This window comes from Saccharothrix isguenensis, from assembly GCF_052936305.1.
On the sequence record NZ_CP193626.1, the window covers coordinates 3,730,637 to 3,745,804 of the forward strand.

The following is a 15,168-nucleotide window of genomic DNA, read 5'->3' on the forward strand; positions in this document are numbered from 1 at the left end:
GCAGGTCGTCGTCCCAGGCGAGGTCGGACGTGTGATCCTTGCGCGATGACCGATGTCGTGCACTGGCGGGACGAGCCCGGACTGGCCGCACTGCTCACGGCGTACCACTTGCGGACCGAGGCGGAGAAGGGCTCCGCGGTGGCCGACGCGGACGCGCTGCCGCAGCGCTACCGGGCCGAGATCGCGGATCCGCGCGGCGCGTTCGCCGATGACGTCGTGCTGCTGGCCCGCGCCGACGGTGCGGCGGTGGGCTGCCTGGTCGTGACCGCCCCCGTCGACGGCGTCGCCGAGGTGAAGCGCCTGTGGACCGAGCCGCCCGCCCGAGGTCGCGGCGTCGCCACCGTGCTGATCACCGAGGCCCTCGACCACCTCGCGCGCACGGGCGTGGCCTCCGTCCGCCTGTCCGTGTGGAACTGGCGCACCGGTGCGATCGCCTTGTACGAACGGCTCGGCTTCACCGTCACCAGTTCGTGGGACCCCCGGCCCGACCTGGTCTGCATGCACCGCACCGTATGAGACCGCCCGGCACGTGATCGACGACCCACGGGGCGGTGGCTATCCGTATACGTGCGCATGCGCTGAGTAGCACCGAGCGATATCACGCTCCCGTATGGACGAAGCGGCTGCCCGGTGCCCGTGCGCCACCCGCCCCTGCTGGGAGCAGACATCACCGTTGCCCAGCGCATCGGCGGAGAGCGGAGAAGAACATGACCATGGAAGACCACGGAGAGGCCGTTCCCCGGCACGGGTGGATGACGCAGCCGCGCTCCCGCGCGGACATCGAGTTCAACGGCGGCCGGCCGTCCAGCGGACTGGGAGCGGGCAAGTTCTTCCCGGCAACCCAGGTCGGGTTGAGCGACCCGGACGTGCCGACGGACAGCCCCGGCGGACCCGAGCCGGTACCGCCGGACGGTCAGATCGCCAGCGGCGGAAGCGAACCGGCGGCGGTCAAGCTCGACGAGGTGCGCGACTGGCCGAAGGTCGTCTGCGGTAGGGCGCCGAGATCCCGGTCCAGTGGAACATCACGATGAAGCACCGGACGCGCCGCTACAACTACTTCGTGACCAAGGAAGGCTGGGACCCCGAGGCGCCGCTGAGCCGCGCCCAGTTCGAGCCCGCGCCGTTCGCGACGTACAAGCCGTACGGCGACATCCCGCACTGGGAAATGCCGGAGGCCTCCCACGACCCGAACCACGACAAGCCGCACGCGGTCAGGCTGCCCGAGCGTTCCGGCCACCACGTGGTTCTCGGTGTGTGGGAGGTGGCCGACACCGGCCACGCCTTCTACGAGGTCATCGACGTCAATTTCACCCAGTAGGCACGCCTGGAGCACCTGCCCGTTGCCCGCGGAGGAGAGGGCAGAGGGCAGAGGCAGAACGAGGACGGGGCGGCGGCGTGCGATGCGCGGTGGGTTCGCGTGCCGCCGCCCCGTCCTCGGTCAGTTCAGCGACACCTCGACGTCGTGCACGCCCGGACCGAGCGCGACGACGTCCGACTGCCCGCTGACGTTGCGGTGGAGCACCCGCACGGTCCACTTGCCCGGTGCGGCGAAGAACCGGAAGTCGCCCTCCGGCGAGGACACGACCTCGGCCGTGAACTCACCGGACGCGTCGAGCAGGCGCACGTACGCGCCGCCGACCGGCGTGCCCTCGGTGAGCACCTTGCCGCTCACCACCACCTCGTTGGACCCGACTTCGACGTGGCCGCCCTGTGGAGGGGCGCCGCAACCGTCCAGGCTCATGTCAGGCCTCCTTGCCGCTGCCGAGCTCGACCGGCACGCCGACGAGCGAGCCGTACTCGGTCCAGGAACCGTCGTAGTTCTTCACGTCCTCGTGGCCGAGCAGCTCGTGCAGCGCGAACCACGTGTGCGACGAGCGCTCGCCGATGCGGCAGTAGGCGATCGTCTTGCGCGAGCCGTCGAACCCGGCTTCGCCGTAGATCCGGGCCAGCTCCTCGTCCGACTTGAACGTGCCGTCCTCGTTGGCCGCCTTGCTCCACGGCACGTTGATCGCGCTCGGGATGTGGCCGCCGCGCTGCGCCTGCTCCTGCGGCAGGTGCGCGGGCGCCAGCAGCTTGCCGGAGAACTCGTCGGGCGAGCGCACGTCGACCAGGTTCTTCTTGCCGATCGCGTCGACGACCTCGTCGCGGAACGCGCGGATCGCCAGGTCCTGCTCCTGGGCGGTGTAGGCTGTTTCCGTGCGGACGACGACCTCCTTGTCCATCGGACGGCCGTCCAGCTCCCACTTCTTCCGGCCGCCGTCGAGCAGCTTCACGCTGTCGTGGCCGTACAGCTTGAAGTACCAGTACGCGTACGCGGCGAACCAGTTGTTGTTGCCGCCGTACAGGATCACGTTGTCGCCGTTGGAGATTCCCTTGGCGGACAGCAGCTTCTCGAAACCCGCGCGGTCCACGAAGTCGCGGCGCACCGGGTCCTGCAACTCGGTCTTCCAGTCGATCCTCACCGCGCCCGGGATGTGGCCCCCGTCGTAGGCGGAGGTGTCCTCGTCCACCTCGACGAACACCACGCCGGGCGTGGCGAGGTTCTCCTCGGCCCAAGCGGCCGAGACCAGGACGTCTTCACGGCTCATCGAAGCTGCTCCATTGTTGTTGTTCCAGCACGGCCTTGTCCGGCAGTGCCGCGATCCGGTGCGTGTCGTCGTTCCGCGGGGCGTGTCGTCGTCAGCCGACGGTGGCCAACGCGCAGGTGGGTGCGAAGGTCGCCGGGTCGGCGAGCGGGTCGGACAGGACTTCGACGGCGTGGCGCACCACGGCCGTGAGGGTCGGGGCGTTCGTCATCTCGGCGCGCCAGATCGCGCGGGCGTGCACGTGCGCGCTCGGGAAGTGCGAGACGATGGCCAGCTCACCGCGATCGATCTTCTCCTTGACCGCGACGTGCGGCACGAACGCGACGTTCGTTGTGTCGCGCAGGTTGTCCACGGCGCTCGCGATGGAGCCGACTTCCAGGCTGGGCAGCGGCCGGCCGAAGCGGCGGCGGAACTCGCGCGCCATCACCTGCTGCGCCACGCACTCGGGGTCGTCCACGAGCACGACGTCGTCCACCCGGGCTCCCGCCTTGGTGGTGGACACGGCGACGAAGTCGACCGCGCACAGGGTTCGCCAGTGCAGCGGGCCTTCGCACAACTGGTCGTCGCCGCAGTCCTCGGTCAGCACGAAGCCGAGGTCGACCTCGCCCGTGCGCACCGTCTTCTCGATGTCGGAGGGGCGCAGGGTGCGGGTGCTCAGCCGCAACTGGGGGTAGACCTGGTGGCACTTGCGCAGCAGCGGGCCGAGGTAGTAGCTGGTCAGCACTGCGGGGCCGCCGATGGCGACACGACCGCGGACCGGTTCGGACGAGCCGACGGACCGCACCATGTCTTCGATGACCTCGAACAGCCGCGAAGCGTGGCCGATGACCGATTCGCCCTCGTCCGTGAGCCGGACACCCTGCGAGTGGCGGTGGAACAAGCGAACGCCCAGCCTGCGTTCGAGGGTGCGGATGTGCACCGTGACGCTGGACTGGGCGTAACCGAGGCGGTTGGCCGCCTTGGTGAGATTGCCGGTTCTCGCGACCTCCAGGAAGGTCCGTAATTGGTGGATCGACAAGTCGTACACGGTGGCGCTCACTAGTCTTCCCCCCAGGCACACTAATGCTATTTGCTAGTCGAGAGTATTAGCAGAAGCATGGCTGTTGCATCGGACTGCGACAAGCGCCCAAACCGCCGCACTCCGTACCGGCCGAAAGGGGCTTCGGCTTGCCGCAAGGGCATCCGGTCCGTGTGCTACCCGCCTCGGGACCGGACCGCCGAGCGTGTGCGCACACGCTCGGTCGGGCCACCCCGTGTCCACTCAGCTCAGCGGCTGCGCCTCGGGGAAGTCGATCGGCGTGTCCGACACCTTGTTGACGAAGTTCGTCAACACGTTCAGCGCCGTGTAGGCGACCAGCTCCAGCACCTCGCCGTCGGTGAAGCCGGCTGCGCGGACCTCCGCCAGCTCCTCGTCCGACACGGTGCCGCGGGTCTCCAGGATGCGGAGTGCGAACGCGATCGCGGCGGCCTGCTTCGGGTCGGACGAGGTGCCGCGGCGGGCCGCGATGATCTCGTCCTCGCTCAGGCCGGCCTTGGCGCCCAGCGTGGTGTGCGCGGACAGGCAGAGGGTGCAGCCGTTGGCCTCGCCGACGGCGAGGGCCACCCGCTCCCCGGTCAGCCGCCCGACCGAGCTGGTGGCCAGCGCGCCGTTGAGCCCGAGGTACCCCTTGAGCACGGCGGGGGAGTTGGCCATGACCTGGGTCATGTTGATCACGCGCCCGAGCCGGTCCTTGATCGCGGTGAACATCTCCGCTACTTCGCCCTGGGCCGAGTCCGGCTCGACCAGCGGGATGCGAGACATCCAGGCTCCTCATGGTTAGAAAGTCTTGTAAGTGTTAGTAGCAACATGATTGTCGAGTGGTTGGACACATGCCGTCAAGGCCCTGCTAGCGTTAATCAAGGCGGTCGAGGAACGGGAGTCACGCCGTGGACACTCAACTGGCCCTCACCCTGGTGAACACGGTTCGAGTCATCCGGCGGACGCGCGGTCGGGTGCGGGATGTCCTGCGCAGCCCGGAGGGTCTGCGCGACTGGCTCGATCAGGTCCACGAGCGCTGGCCGATGTTCCCGACCGACGCGGTGCCCGCGGACGCGGCCACCGCGGACCGGCTGGTCGAGGTGCGCCAGGCGTTGCGCGCGCTGTTCGCCCACGCCGTCGCGCCGGACCCGCCCAGCGCCCCGGACGCGCACGAACTGCCCGACCTCGACGTCGCCCTCGCGACGGTGAACCAGGTGCTGCGCGAGGCGGAGGTGACGCCGCACCTGGTCTGGCCCGGTGACGGCGAACCGGACCTGCACTGGTCCGTGCCGGTCGACCTGGACGACCGGTCGCGCGCGATCGCCTCCCTGACGTGGGTCGCGACCCGGTTCCTGGCCGGCCCCACGCGCGAGCAGCTGCGCGCCTGCCCGGCGCCGCTGTGCGTCCTGTACTTCGTCAAGGAGCACCACCGGCAGCAGTGGTGCTCCTCGGCGTGCGGCAACCGCGCGCGCGTGAGCCGCTACTACTACGGGCGGCGCGAGAGCGACACCGTCGAGGAATCCGTCCTGTAGACCACGCCCACGCCGGCGGTGCGCAGCCGCGCCCGCTGGACCTTGCCGGACGCCGTGCGCGGCAGGACGTCCACGAACTCGATCTCCGCCACCGCCTTCTCCGGCGGCAGTTCCAGTGCCATGTGGTCGAACACGCCCATCGCCACGTCCGCGTCGGAGGTCGTCGAGGGCTTGCGCACCAGGAACGCCTTCGGCACCCACATGCCGATCGGGTGCGGCACCGGCACCACGGCCGCGTCCACCACGTCGGTGTGCAGGCACAGCACGCGTTCCAGCTCGTGCGGCGAGATCCGGTGGTCGAACGACTTGAACACGTCGTCCACCCGGCCGAGACAGGTGATCGTCCCGTTCGCGTGCCGCACGCCGAGGTCGCCGGTGCGGTAGTGGCCGACACCGGTGGGAATGCCCGCCGGCCGGTTGGCCAGGTCCACGCTGATCTCGCCCTCGTCGCCGGGCACGCCGTCCGGTCCCAGCAGCACGATGTCGTAGCCGGGCAGGGGCCGGCCGAGCACTCCGGGCCGGGCGCGGTCGCCGGGCGTGGTGCCGATCATGCCGGTGGCTTCCGTCTGCCCGTAGCCGTCGCGCAGCGCGATGCCCCACCGGTCCCGGATCGCGTGGAACAGGTCCGGGTTCAGGGGTTCGCCCGCCGTGGTGGCCTCGCGCAGCGCGGCGGGCCGGTCGCCCAGGCCGTGCCGGATCAGACCGCGCCACACCGTCGGCGGCGCGCAGACCGACGTGGCGCGGTGCGCGTGCAGGGCGTCCAGCACCGCGGCCGGGTTCGGTGTCGGCACGGCGAGGACGGTCGCCTCCGCCGTCCACGGCACGAACAGCGAGCTCCACGGGTGCTTCGCCCAGCCCGGCGCCGCCAGGTTCAGGTGCACGTCGCCGGGCAGCAGGCCGTTCCAGTACAGGCTGCTGAGGTGGCCGACCGGGTAGCTGGCGTGGGTGTGCCGGATCAGCTTGGGCTGGGAGGTGGTGCCCGAGGTGAAGTAGGTGAACAGGGGGTCGTCGCGGTGGGTCGGACCGTCCGGTGTGAACTCCGCCGGCGCGTCCGCCGAGTCCGAGTAGGACGTCCAGCCGCCGACGTCGCCGAGCGATACCCGGATGCCGGGCACCCGGACGTCGGCGAACCGCTCGACCAGCCCCGCCTCGGCCACCACGTGCCGCACGTCCGCGCGGGCGATCCGGTCGGCGATCTCGACGGGCGTCGCGGTGGGGTAGGTGGGCGTCAGGACCGCGCCCAGCTTCATCGCGGCCAGCGTCACCTCCCACAGCTCGGGGCGCGTGCCGCACATCAGCAGCACCACGTCGCCGCGCCGCACGCCGAGGTCGCGCAGCCAGCAGGCCACCTGGCTCGACCGGCGGGACAGCTCCGCGTAGGTGAGCGCGGCGACGCCCACCACGCGCAGCGCCTCGCGGTCGCCGTCCCGCGCCACCACGTCGAACCAGTCCAACGCCCAGTTGAACTCGGGCGCACGGGGCCAGCGGAACTCCGCCCGTGCCCGCTCCAGGTCCTCGCGGTGGGTCAGCAGCACGTCCCGGGCCGCGCGGAACTCCTCGGTCGCGTCGGTCATCTGGGCTCCTGTCGGTGGATACCCGGCGTTCACGCCGGGGAGGAAACCAATGCTTTCGCCCGCATCGGCAAGGCTCACTTGCTGGGGTGTCGATGTGTGAGAAATGTCGTCGGGGTCGGTGGTGAAGCGGGCGTTCCGGTACCGCTTCTACCCGTCTGCGGCGCAGGAAGTGGAGTTGTTGCGCACGTTCGGGTGTGTGCGGGTGGTGTACAACCGGGCGTTGGAGGCCCGCACGGCGGCGTGGTACGGCGAGCACCGTCGGCTGAACTACGTGCAGACCTCGGCGCTGCTCACGGAGTGGAAGCGCACGGAGGGGCTGGGGTTTCTCAACGAGGTGTCGTCGGTGCCGTTGCAGCAGTCGTTGCGGCACTTGCAGTCGGCGTTCACCGCGTTCTGGGAGAAGCGGTCCCGCTACCCGCGGTTCAAGTCGCGCAAGCGGGGCAAGGCGTCGGCGGAGTACACCCGGTCGGCGTTCCGCTGGCGTGACGGCCGGTTGACGTTGGCGAAGATGGCCGAGCCGCTGGACGTCGTGTGGTCCCGGCCGCTGCCCGAGGGTGCCGAGCCGTCCACCGTGACCGTCTCGCGTGACCCGGCCGGCCGGTGGCTGCCCAGCTCGAAGACGTGCTCGGCCTGCGGGCTTCTGCTGGACGCGCTGCCGCTGCGGGTGGGGGAGTGGACGTGCCCCGGCTGCGGGGCTTCGCACGACCGCGACGTTGACGCCGCGCGCAACACCCTGGCCGCCGGGCAGGCGGTCACAGCCTGTCGAGCCGGAGTGGGACCGACCCGACGCTAGTCGGCGAGGCATCCGGCGAAACCTCCCTTCCGGGGAGAAGAAGCAGGAACTGCCGGGCGCGAGCCCGGCGGGGAATCCCACCCTTCAGGGAGGGGAGGTTGCCAACCGGTCCGGAGTCACCTGGGCGCGAGCACGGGGGACGGGACGAGCAGCCGTTCGGCGATGGAGTCGGCGTCGCGCAGGAACAGCGTGCGCATACCGGGCCGGCTGCTGCCGACCTGCGTGAACCAGCGCGTGTGCTCGGTCGGCAGGCCGAGCGCGTACACGCCGGGCACCTCCGCGCCGTGCCGGTCCAGCAGGGCGAACGGCGCGGGCGTGACGTCGACCCCGCCGGTCTCGAACACCTCGCCGGTCACCGGGTCGCGCTCGACGAACTGCGCCACCAGGCCGCGCGCGACCAGGTCCTCGTACAGCTGCGAGGTGTCCCGGCGCAGGTCGGGCTGGGGGATGCGGGCGTCGACCAGCGCCGCCACCTCGGTGCGCGAGTCGGTGACGTCGGCCGAGGACACCACGAACGTGTCGCGTGCCGGGTCGCACTCGTAGCGGACGCGCGGACCGACCACGGTCACGACGCCGATCTCGATCAACGCCAGCAGTTGCTCCACCCGTTCCACCGGCGGCCCCGCGGACAGCAGGGCGTTCATCGGCACGTACCAGCCGAGGAAGTCGTCCCGGTGGGACCGGGCGGTCAGGCCGCCGAAGTCCACCGCGACGCGGATGGTGTTGCGGATGTCGCGCAGGACGTCGAGCGCCGCCTTGACGGGGCCGTCGACGTTGCCGCGCTTGGCCTCGTCGATGTCCTTGGCCATCAGGTCGAGCACCTTCGCCCGGAACACGGCCGGGTGCGCGAACCGCTTGCCCGCGAACGGCCGCGCGACCCGTTCGAGGTCCAGCCCGGCGTCCGGGGCCAGACCGTACTCGGAGAGGAGCGCGGCCTTGGGCTCACCGTGGCGCAGGACGCGGGCGTGCCGTTCGGCGAACCGGGCCGCGACCGCGTCGCCCTGCCGGGAACGCACCAGGGTGGTGAGGTAGACGTGGTCCACCTCCTGCTGGATCAGCGGCATGACCTGGCCGGTGAAGTCCAGCCCGGTCGCGCCGGCCCGCGCCTTCGCCTCCCGCACCGCGTCCGCGGTGAACACGACCGGCTGGTGCACGTGGTCCGGTCGCTTCTGGTTCGCGCCGCGCGCGAGGATCGGCATCCCGCTGCGCGACCCGGCGAAGATCAGCGGTTCACGACCGCTGGGCGCGTACCGCATGGCGCCGGAGACGTCCCGCCGGAACACCCCGCCGCGCCCCACGGTCAGCGACAGCAGGATGTCGTAGAACCCGAGTCCCATGCCGATCACGCCCACGGGTGTGCCGGGCGCGATGGCGTCGAGCGGCAGGTCCGCGGCGGAGTCCCCGCTCAGGTAGGTCAGCCCGGGCCGGGTGGCGGCGAAGTCGGCCAGCGCCTGGTCGGACGTGCCGGGTCGGGACACGGGGTGGCCGGTGGCCAGCACCACCCGGTCGACCACCAGCGGCTCGGGGCGGTCCGTCAGCGTCAGCGCGAACCCGCCGTCGGGCAGCGGCGTCATCGTGGTGACCCGCGCGGTGACCGGTTGGACGACCATCCCATCGGGCAGGTGGTCGACCACGCTGCGGTACACGTGGCGCAGGTAGTGCCCGTAGGTGACGCGCGGCGCGTAGCCGTCCGGGCCGATCGACGCCTGCTCCGGGTCGGGGGAGCGGGCCAGCCACTGCGCCAGGCTGGGACCGGCGCCCGCGCGGTCAGGTCCGCCGTCTGGCTCGCCGGAGTACATGGTCACCTGGCCCGCGACCGTGTTCATGGTGAACCACGGCTGCTGGTCGGTGCGCCAGATACGGCCGCAGCCCACCTGGACCGCGTCGATCGCGAAGACCTCCGGCGCGTGGTGGTCGTCGGCGCGGAGGGCGAGGCGTTCGAGCACGGAGATGCCACGGGGGCCCATCCCGATGATGGCGATCCTGGGCCCGTGCGACACCGGGTCGTCGGCTGAGGACACGATCACTCCCGTCAGTCGGTCAGGTGCGGGCGTGCGGGTGTGCGGTCGAGCACGTCGTCGTAGCGGTGCTCGACGTGCGTGAGCATCGCCAGCAGGGAACGGGCGGTGAGCGTCTCGGGCGGCAGGGTGCGCGCCAGGCCCGCGATCGGCATCGAGCCGGTCGACACCCAGCACAGCCGGCCCCGCTCGTCCAGCGCGGCCCGCGTCCGGCCCGCGTTGTCCGGGTGCAGGCAGTACGGGACGTCGAGCCAACCGCGCTGGAACGCCAGTTCCAGCGCGCGGCCGAGGTCATCGTCCAGGTCGAGCACGGCCTCCACGAGGGCGCGCGCCTCCGCGAGCACCCCGGTGTGCGCGGGCCGCAGCCCGTCGGTCGGTGGCCGCGCGGCGTCGAGGGCGTGGCGCAGCGCGGCGACGTTCTCCGCGGGCGTCGGGATGCGGTGCGCCTCGACCTCCGTCTTGACGATCACCCGCTCCGCACCCGAGCGGACCGCCAGCTCGACGCTGTCGCGCAGCAGCGTGGTCGCGCCGGTCGTGCTGCGCGGGTACACGCCCATGTAGGTGTAGAGCACCACATGCCACCGCACGTCCGGCAGCAGTTCGCCGGCCAGCGTGCGCAACGCCGCGATGGCTTCCAGGTCCTGTGCCGCGTTGGTCTGCTGCGCGTAGCTGAGCGACACGCTCCGCAGGCCGTGCGCGCGGAAGAACAGCGCCTCCAGCACGGACAGCGCCACGAGGAGGCTGGGCGGGCACAGCTGGCCGAGCATGCACCCGCCGAACGTCTCCAGGTGCGCGTCCGGGCCGTGGCCGGCCATCAGCTCGCAGGTGCGCCGCCACTCCCGCACCGAGTCGCCCAGCGGCGTCCGGCTGTAGGGCAGGCAGTAGGACACGGGCCCGCCCTCGGTGGCGTCGAGCCCGGCGTCGAGCAGGGTGCGCACGATGTCGTACGGCGCGGGGCTGCCGTGCCGCACCTGGACCGGGAAGTCCGCCGCCACCACGCCGTCGAGCATCCGGCGGGTGACGTCCGGGCCGTGCACGACAAGGGGGAACCCGTTGAGGGGAGCCCCGTCGCGCAATGCTCGTCGCGCGGCGTCGTGCACGCCCACTCTGGTGTAGCTGTCCAGGGTGATCGTGCCGACGGTGCGCCCCGGCACGGCGCGCACCGCCAGCAGACCTGCCCGCATCTGCGCGGGTTCGGCGAAGCCCATTCGCGGCTGCACCACCAGCTCGCCCCTGGCCGCGGAGTCGGCGACGAACGCGGAGAACGACGTCACGAGGTGGTCCTGCCGCTGGGCAGGGCCGGTCTGAGCAGCCCTTCGACGTAGCCGACCAGCCGCTGCGGATCGCTGTCCTCGACCACCATGTCGAACCCGGCGTCGATCAGCTCGTGCCGCGACTCCGCCCCGCCGCCCACGCCGAGCTTGCCGCCGATGACCAACCGCAGGCGGGCCGTGTCCGGGTCGGCGCGCAGCAGGCGGGCCAGCCGCACTCCGTCCAGGTGGCCGTGGCCGTTCACGGTGCTGATCACGACGAGGTCCGGGCAGGTGTCACGGCAGTGCTCCAGGAGCAGTTCCTCGGGCACGCAGGCGCCGAGGTTCGTCACCTGGCACCCGTGTTCCTCCAGCAGCAGCTGGAGGAACACGAGGTTCCAGGTGTGCGCGTCGGAGAAGACGCTCGACAGCACGACCCGGACCGGTCGGACGGCGAGCGCGGTCGGGGAGGCGCTCACGGGGCTTCGGCGGGGCGGGCCTCGACGGGCCGGGTCCGGATGGCCAGCACGGTGCACCCGGAGGCGCTGGACATCTGGTGCTTGCTGCCGGGGCCCTCGACCACGAGAGCGCCCTTCTTGAACGAGTGGCCGTCGCTGTGGTCCAGCGAGCCGTCCAGGACGAGCATCAGCTCCCAGCCGAGGTGCTCGTGGAAGTCGCCGTGCGCGCCGGGAGGGAAGCGCAGCAGCAGGCCGACGGAGTGGTCACCGGTCTCCGGGTCGGGTGCCCAGAGCACGTGGTGCTCGACGGCCTCGCGGCCCGGCTCGACCCACTTGGTCCACTCGATGTCCGTGAGGTCGAAGCCGTTCCGAATCACGTCTTCGATGATTTTCATGTCAGACACGGTCGCGCTCCCGGTAATAGTCTCCGCTGTTGTCCTATCGGTGCACCGTGGTGGCGAAGTGTTGCGGTGCAAAGGTTCCAGCGGTTTCACGCTATCCACCGGACGGGAAGCCCGCGCTGTAGTCCTGACGATGCGAGACCATCGGAAAATTCGATGTGGTGGGGCTCCAGCGACACGCGGGTACGGGAATTCGAATTCTCACACGTGCGCGGAAAGGTGCAGTTCGTGTACTGCGGCCACCACCGACGGGTGGGCGCCGAGCGGCGCGGCCACCACGACCTCGGGGTGCGCCCGCCGTGCCGCGCTCGCGACCCGGTCGGGCAGCCGTCCGGGGGCGAGGAACCAGGACGCCACGGCGATGCGGCGCGCGCCGAGGTCCTTCAGCTCGGAGATCGCGTCGGGGACGTCCGGGGCGCAGGTCGCGAACGCCGGCCGGACACCGGCCCAACCGTGCTCGCGCGCCCACCGCTCGGCGAGGTCCGCGACCGCCGCGTTGGCCGCCGCGTGCGACGAACCAGCGCCGGCGAGCACCACGCCCAGCCGGTCGTCACCCGGCCGCACACCGACCTCGGCGAGCCGGGCGAGCGCCGCGTCGGCGACCCGGGGGTCCGTCCCGATCACATCGGTGACCCGTACCGACAGCCCCGGCGACCGCGTGGTCGCCGCGCCGACCATCTCCGGGATGTCGACCAGGGCGTGGTAGGCGCTGCCCAGCAGCAACGGCACCACCACTGCCTCGTCGTGACCCACGTCCGCGAGGACGTCGGCGAGCAGCGGTTCGGACAGGTCGAGGAAGGCCGGCCGGGCGCCGGGCAGGGCGGCGACCAGCTGCCGGACAGCCGCCGCGGAACGCGGGTCACGGCTGCCGTGCGCGACGGCGATGAGCACTTACAGCCCTCCGCTGAGGCCGCGTGCCCGCAGCACGGACCGCTCCAGCGGGCGGAACAGCGCCAACTCGATGCCGACACCCACGAAGAAGATCAACACGATGGCGGCCATCACCATCGACATGTCCGACAGCGACATGCCGTTGTGCAGCACCTGGCCGAGGCCGACGCCCAGCTGCGGCGACGTGGCGATCAGCTCGGCGGCCATCAGCGACCGCCACGAGAACGCCCAGCCCTGCTTGAGCCCGGCCAGGAAACCGGGCAGCGCGGCGGGCAGCAGCACGTGCCGGATCGCGGCCAGCCGCGTCGCGCCGAGCACCACCCCGACCCGGTGGAAGATGGGCGGGATCTGGTCCACGCCCGACACCAGGCCGTTCGCGATGGACGGGACCGCTCCCAGAAGCATCACGAAGTAGATCGCGGAGTCCGTCAGGCCGAACCACAGCACGCCCGCCGGCACCCACGCCACCGACGGCAGGCTCTGCAATCCCGAGATCAGCGGCCCGATGGCCCGCCGCACCGGCGTCACGTTGGCGATCAGCAGGCCGAGCGGCACGGCGACCACCACCGCCACCGCGAACCCGATCACCGCGCGGTGCACGGACACCCACAGGAAGCCGACGATCTCACCGCTGCGGACCTGCTGCGCGATCTGGTCCAACACCGTGACGGGCGCGGGAAGCTGGTACTCCGGCCAGATCGCCGACGCCCACAGCGCCTGCCACACGCAGCCGATCACGAACAGCGCGATCACCGGGGGTAGCACGCGACCCACGAACCGCGCCCGCCCGTTCGACGGCGCGGAAGGAGGCGACGTCAGCGCGTCCAGCCCCGCCTCGACCGCCTCGTCGTCCTCCCGCTCGACGGCGCTACGCGAAGACATGGCTGCTGATCACCTCTCTGAGCCTGGCGTTGATCTCGTCGACGACGTCGTCCTCGCCGGAAACGGACCACTCCTGGACGACCCGGCCGGGCCGGGACGACAGCAGCACGACCCGCTGCCCGAGCCGCACGGCCTCGCGCACGTCGTGCGTGACGAACACGACCGCCGTGCCCGTCTCCCGCCACACCCGCAGCAATTCCGCCTGGAGCACGTCCCGCGTGATGGCGTCGAGCGCGGAGAACGGCTCGTCCATGAGCAGCAGTGCGTTGTCGTCACCGGTGCACGCCAGCGCGCGGGCCAGCGCGACCCGCTGCCGCATCCCGCCGGACAGCTCGTGCGGGCGCTTGCCACCCGTCCCGGCCAGCCGGACCAGGCCCAGCAACTGCTCGGTGCGGGCCCGCCGGGACCGCCGGTCCAGCCCCGCCAGCCGCAACGGCAGCTCGACGTTCTGCGCCGCGGTCAGCCACGGCAGCAACGCCGCCTCCTGGAACATCACCGCGGGCCGACCCGTGGTCAGCTGCACCCGTCCCGAGGTGGGGGCCTCCAGGTCGCCGATCAGGTTGAGCAGGGTGCTCTTGCCGCAGCCGGAGGCTCCGAGCAGGCAGACGAACTCACCCGGTCGCACGGTGAGGTCGACGCGGTCGACGGCCGTGACGGCGGACGCGCCGTGGCCGAACGTCTTGCTGACCGACGTCAGCCGGACCGCGTACTCGGTCGCGGTGGACAGCGGTTCGAGGGTGCTGGTCATGGGATCCCCTGTGGGCTGGTGGGCAGGCCGAGTTCGGACAGCACCGCGGCCAACGGGCCTGGCTCGACGAACCCGGCGAGGTCGATCGGTGCCTTGAGCACACCCGCGGCGAGGGCGTCACGAGCCAACTGGTCGAACGCCGCCGCGTTCGGATCGGTGGTGAGTCGGATGGTGGCGAAGGCGCGCTCGGTCGTGGCCTCGGGCAGGGCTCGGCCCGTCACCTCGCGCAGGTGGGCGTTCATGTCCTGCTTGGCCCGCGCCGGGTCCAGGGTGGCGGACTGCTCCGCCCGCACCAGCCCGCGCAGCACCGCCCGAACGGTCTCCGGGTGCGCTTCGAGGAACGGGGTGCGCACCACGACCACCGTGGACGGGAACTCGCCGTCCGGCCACAGGCTCGCCTCATCGACGAGGACGTGTCCGCCCGCTTCCAGCACGAGCCGCGACGACCACGGCTCGGGCAGCCAGGCGCCGTCCAACCGGCCCTGGACGAACCCGTCGAGCGCCCGCGCGCTCTCGACGTTGGTCACGTCCACCGCGTCGGTGAGCCGCGAGGCGGCGAGCCACTTCTTCAACGCGATGTCCTGGGTGTTGCCCAGGGCGGGGCTGGCGATCGTGCGGCCGATCAGCTGCTGCGGCCGGTCGATCCCCGGCTTGACCACGAGCTGCGCGCCGCCCGACGTGGCGCCGGAGACCAGCCGGATCGCCTCGCCGTCGGACTTGGCGTAGGCGTTGATCGCCGGGCCGGGACCGAGGAACGCCATGTCCAGCGACCCGCCGAGCAACGCGTTCACCGCCGCGCCGCCGTCGTTGAAGGTGACCGGGACGAACCCGGTCCTGTCCAGCTCGGCGGTGAAGAGGCCGCGCTCCACGCCCAGCAGCGCCGACGCGTGGGTGATGTTGGGGGAGTAGCCGAGGCGGACCTCGGCGGCCGGACCCTGTTCGGCCACCGGGATCCGTTCCCCACGATCCGCCCGGGTGCAGCCGACCAGGATCAGGAGGAGCGCGAGCAGCACTCGGA

Annotated in this window: 18 protein-coding genes; 5 read left to right on the forward strand and 13 right to left on the reverse strand. The window is 71.6% G+C overall.

Annotation, left to right across the window (positions count from 1 at the left end):
* The first annotated feature begins 45 nt into the window (after window positions 1-45).
* The 3 genes from ACRAKI_RS16980 (at window position 46) to ACRAKI_RS16990 (ending at window position 1,318) form a co-directional block, all read left to right on the forward strand.
* Window positions 46-516, forward strand: coding sequence for a GNAT family N-acetyltransferase (locus ACRAKI_RS16980; RefSeq protein ID WP_447008066.1), 471 nt, complete (start codon window positions 46-48; stop codon window positions 514-516).
* A gap of 191 nt (window positions 517-707) precedes the next feature.
* The gene (locus ACRAKI_RS16985; RefSeq protein WP_447008067.1) at window positions 708-1,031 is read left to right on the forward strand and encodes a hypothetical protein; all 324 of its coding nucleotides are present in this window, start codon (window positions 708-710) and stop codon (window positions 1,029-1,031) included.
* Window positions 1,028-1,318 carry a lytic polysaccharide monooxygenase gene (locus ACRAKI_RS16990; protein ID WP_447008068.1) on the forward strand — a complete coding sequence of 97 codons (291 nt, stop codon included), beginning with the start codon at window positions 1,028-1,030 and terminating at the stop codon, window positions 1,316-1,318. The genes ACRAKI_RS16985 and ACRAKI_RS16990 overlap by 4 nt, the downstream gene beginning before the upstream one ends.
* Window positions 1,319-1,438: 120 nt before the next feature.
* On the opposite strand, the gene ACRAKI_RS16995 is transcribed toward ACRAKI_RS16990, so the two are convergent.
* The 4 genes from ACRAKI_RS16995 to ACRAKI_RS17010 form a co-directional block, all read right to left on the reverse strand.
* A complete protein-coding gene (locus ACRAKI_RS16995) occupies window positions 1,439-1,741 on the reverse strand; it encodes a DUF1416 domain-containing protein (protein ID WP_447008069.1) in 303 nt (100 codons plus the stop codon).
* A gap of 1 nt (window position 1,742) precedes the next feature.
* Window positions 1,743-2,588: a sulfurtransferase gene (locus tag ACRAKI_RS17000; RefSeq protein WP_447008070.1), complete on the reverse strand. Its 846-nt coding sequence runs from the start codon at window positions 2,586-2,588 to the stop codon at window positions 1,743-1,745.
* 91 nt (window positions 2,589-2,679) lie between these two features.
* The gene (locus ACRAKI_RS17005; RefSeq protein WP_447008071.1) at window positions 2,680-3,624 is read right to left on the reverse strand and encodes a LysR family transcriptional regulator; all 945 of its coding nucleotides are present in this window, start codon (window positions 3,622-3,624) and stop codon (window positions 2,680-2,682) included.
* A 222-nt stretch (window positions 3,625-3,846) separates the two neighbouring features.
* Entirely contained in the window at window positions 3,847-4,386 is a 540-nt protein-coding gene (locus ACRAKI_RS17010; RefSeq protein WP_447008072.1) for a carboxymuconolactone decarboxylase family protein, read from the reverse strand.
* 125 nt (window positions 4,387-4,511) lie between these two features.
* Between ACRAKI_RS17010 and ACRAKI_RS17015 the strand changes: the two genes are divergently transcribed.
* Window positions 4,512-5,135 carry a CGNR zinc finger domain-containing protein gene (locus tag ACRAKI_RS17015; protein WP_447008073.1) on the forward strand — a complete coding sequence of 208 codons (624 nt, stop codon included), beginning with the start codon at window positions 4,512-4,514 and terminating at the stop codon, window positions 5,133-5,135.
* Here ACRAKI_RS17015 and ACRAKI_RS17020 read toward each other — a convergent pair.
* Entirely contained in the window at window positions 5,090-6,709 is a 1,620-nt protein-coding gene (locus ACRAKI_RS17020; protein WP_447008074.1) for an AMP-binding protein, read from the reverse strand. The two genes, ACRAKI_RS17015 and ACRAKI_RS17020, sit on opposite strands and share 46 nt — an antisense overlap.
* A gap of 103 nt (window positions 6,710-6,812) precedes the next feature.
* Here ACRAKI_RS17020 and ACRAKI_RS17025 point away from each other — a divergent pair, with 103 nt between their 5' ends.
* Entirely contained in the window at window positions 6,813-7,502 is a 690-nt protein-coding gene (locus ACRAKI_RS17025; protein WP_447008075.1) for an RNA-guided endonuclease InsQ/TnpB family protein, read from the forward strand.
* Between the two features lie 116 nt (window positions 7,503-7,618).
* On the opposite strand, the gene ACRAKI_RS17030 is transcribed toward ACRAKI_RS17025, so the two are convergent.
* The 8 genes from ACRAKI_RS17030 to ACRAKI_RS17065 all read right to left on the reverse strand — a co-directional run bounded on the left by ACRAKI_RS17030 (window position 7,619) and on the right by ACRAKI_RS17065 (window position 15,163).
* Window positions 7,619-9,523: an FAD/NAD(P)-binding protein gene (locus tag ACRAKI_RS17030; RefSeq protein ID WP_447008076.1), complete on the reverse strand. Its 1,905-nt coding sequence runs from the start codon at window positions 9,521-9,523 to the stop codon at window positions 7,619-7,621.
* 11 nt (window positions 9,524-9,534) lie between these two features.
* Window positions 9,535-10,794: a methylaspartate mutase gene (locus tag ACRAKI_RS17035; RefSeq protein WP_447008077.1), complete on the reverse strand. Its 1,260-nt coding sequence runs from the start codon at window positions 10,792-10,794 to the stop codon at window positions 9,535-9,537.
* On the reverse strand, window positions 10,791-11,249 hold the full coding sequence (locus ACRAKI_RS17040) for a cobalamin B12-binding domain-containing protein (protein ID WP_447008078.1): 459 nt from the start codon (window positions 11,247-11,249) through the stop codon (window positions 10,791-10,793). Before ACRAKI_RS17040 ends, ACRAKI_RS17035 begins: the two co-directional genes overlap by 4 nt.
* Window positions 11,246-11,623 (reverse strand): cupin domain-containing protein, encoded by a 378-nt coding sequence (locus ACRAKI_RS17045; protein WP_447008079.1) that lies wholly within the window; start codon window positions 11,621-11,623, stop codon window positions 11,246-11,248. The genes ACRAKI_RS17040 and ACRAKI_RS17045 overlap by 4 nt, the downstream gene beginning before the upstream one ends.
* A gap of 207 nt (window positions 11,624-11,830) precedes the next feature.
* Window positions 11,831-12,520, reverse strand: a complete 690-nt coding sequence (locus tag ACRAKI_RS17050) for a sirohydrochlorin chelatase (RefSeq protein WP_447008080.1) — start codon at window positions 12,518-12,520, stop codon at window positions 11,831-11,833.
* Window positions 12,521-13,402 carry an ABC transporter permease gene (locus tag ACRAKI_RS17055; RefSeq protein WP_447008081.1) on the reverse strand — a complete coding sequence of 294 codons (882 nt, stop codon included), beginning with the start codon at window positions 13,400-13,402 and terminating at the stop codon, window positions 12,521-12,523.
* Window positions 13,389-14,150 carry an ABC transporter ATP-binding protein gene (locus tag ACRAKI_RS17060; protein ID WP_447008082.1) on the reverse strand — a complete coding sequence of 254 codons (762 nt, stop codon included), beginning with the start codon at window positions 14,148-14,150 and terminating at the stop codon, window positions 13,389-13,391. Before ACRAKI_RS17060 ends, ACRAKI_RS17055 begins: the two co-directional genes overlap by 14 nt.
* Window positions 14,147-15,163 (reverse strand): ABC transporter substrate-binding protein, encoded by a 1,017-nt coding sequence (locus tag ACRAKI_RS17065; RefSeq protein WP_447008083.1) that lies wholly within the window; start codon window positions 15,161-15,163, stop codon window positions 14,147-14,149. The genes ACRAKI_RS17060 and ACRAKI_RS17065 overlap by 4 nt, the downstream gene beginning before the upstream one ends.
* Window positions 15,164-15,168 lie beyond the last annotated feature (5 nt).

Bases quoted from the DNA above. Each gene is read 5' to 3' on its own strand.
- ACRAKI_RS17000 (WP_447008070.1), bottom strand. From the start codon at position 2,588: ATGAGCCGTGAAGACGTCCTGGTCTCGGCCGCTTGGGCCGAGGAGAAC.
- ACRAKI_RS17025 (WP_447008075.1), top strand. From the start codon at position 6,813: ATGTCGTCGGGGTCGGTGGTGAAGCGGGCGTTCCGGTACCGCTTCTAC.
- ACRAKI_RS17060 (WP_447008082.1), bottom strand. From the start codon at position 14,150: ATGACCAGCACCCTCGAACCGCTGTCCACCGCGACCGAGTACGCGGTC.
- ACRAKI_RS16995 (WP_447008069.1), bottom strand. From the start codon at position 1,741: ATGAGCCTGGACGGTTGCGGCGCCCCTCCACAGGGCGGCCACGTCGAA.
- ACRAKI_RS17020 (WP_447008074.1), bottom strand. From the start codon at position 6,709: ATGACCGACGCGACCGAGGAGTTCCGCGCGGCCCGGGACGTGCTGCTG.
- ACRAKI_RS16980 (WP_447008066.1), top strand. From the start codon at position 46: ATGACCGATGTCGTGCACTGGCGGGACGAGCCCGGACTGGCCGCACTG.
- ACRAKI_RS16985 (WP_447008067.1), top strand. From the start codon at position 708: ATGACCATGGAAGACCACGGAGAGGCCGTTCCCCGGCACGGGTGGATG.
- ACRAKI_RS16990 (WP_447008068.1), top strand. From the start codon at position 1,028: ATGAAGCACCGGACGCGCCGCTACAACTACTTCGTGACCAAGGAAGGC.
- ACRAKI_RS17045 (WP_447008079.1), bottom strand. From the start codon at position 11,623: ATGAAAATCATCGAAGACGTGATTCGGAACGGCTTCGACCTCACGGAC.
- ACRAKI_RS17055 (WP_447008081.1), bottom strand. From the start codon at position 13,402: ATGTCTTCGCGTAGCGCCGTCGAGCGGGAGGACGACGAGGCGGTCGAG.
- ACRAKI_RS17010 (WP_447008072.1), bottom strand. From the start codon at position 4,386: ATGTCTCGCATCCCGCTGGTCGAGCCGGACTCGGCCCAGGGCGAAGTA.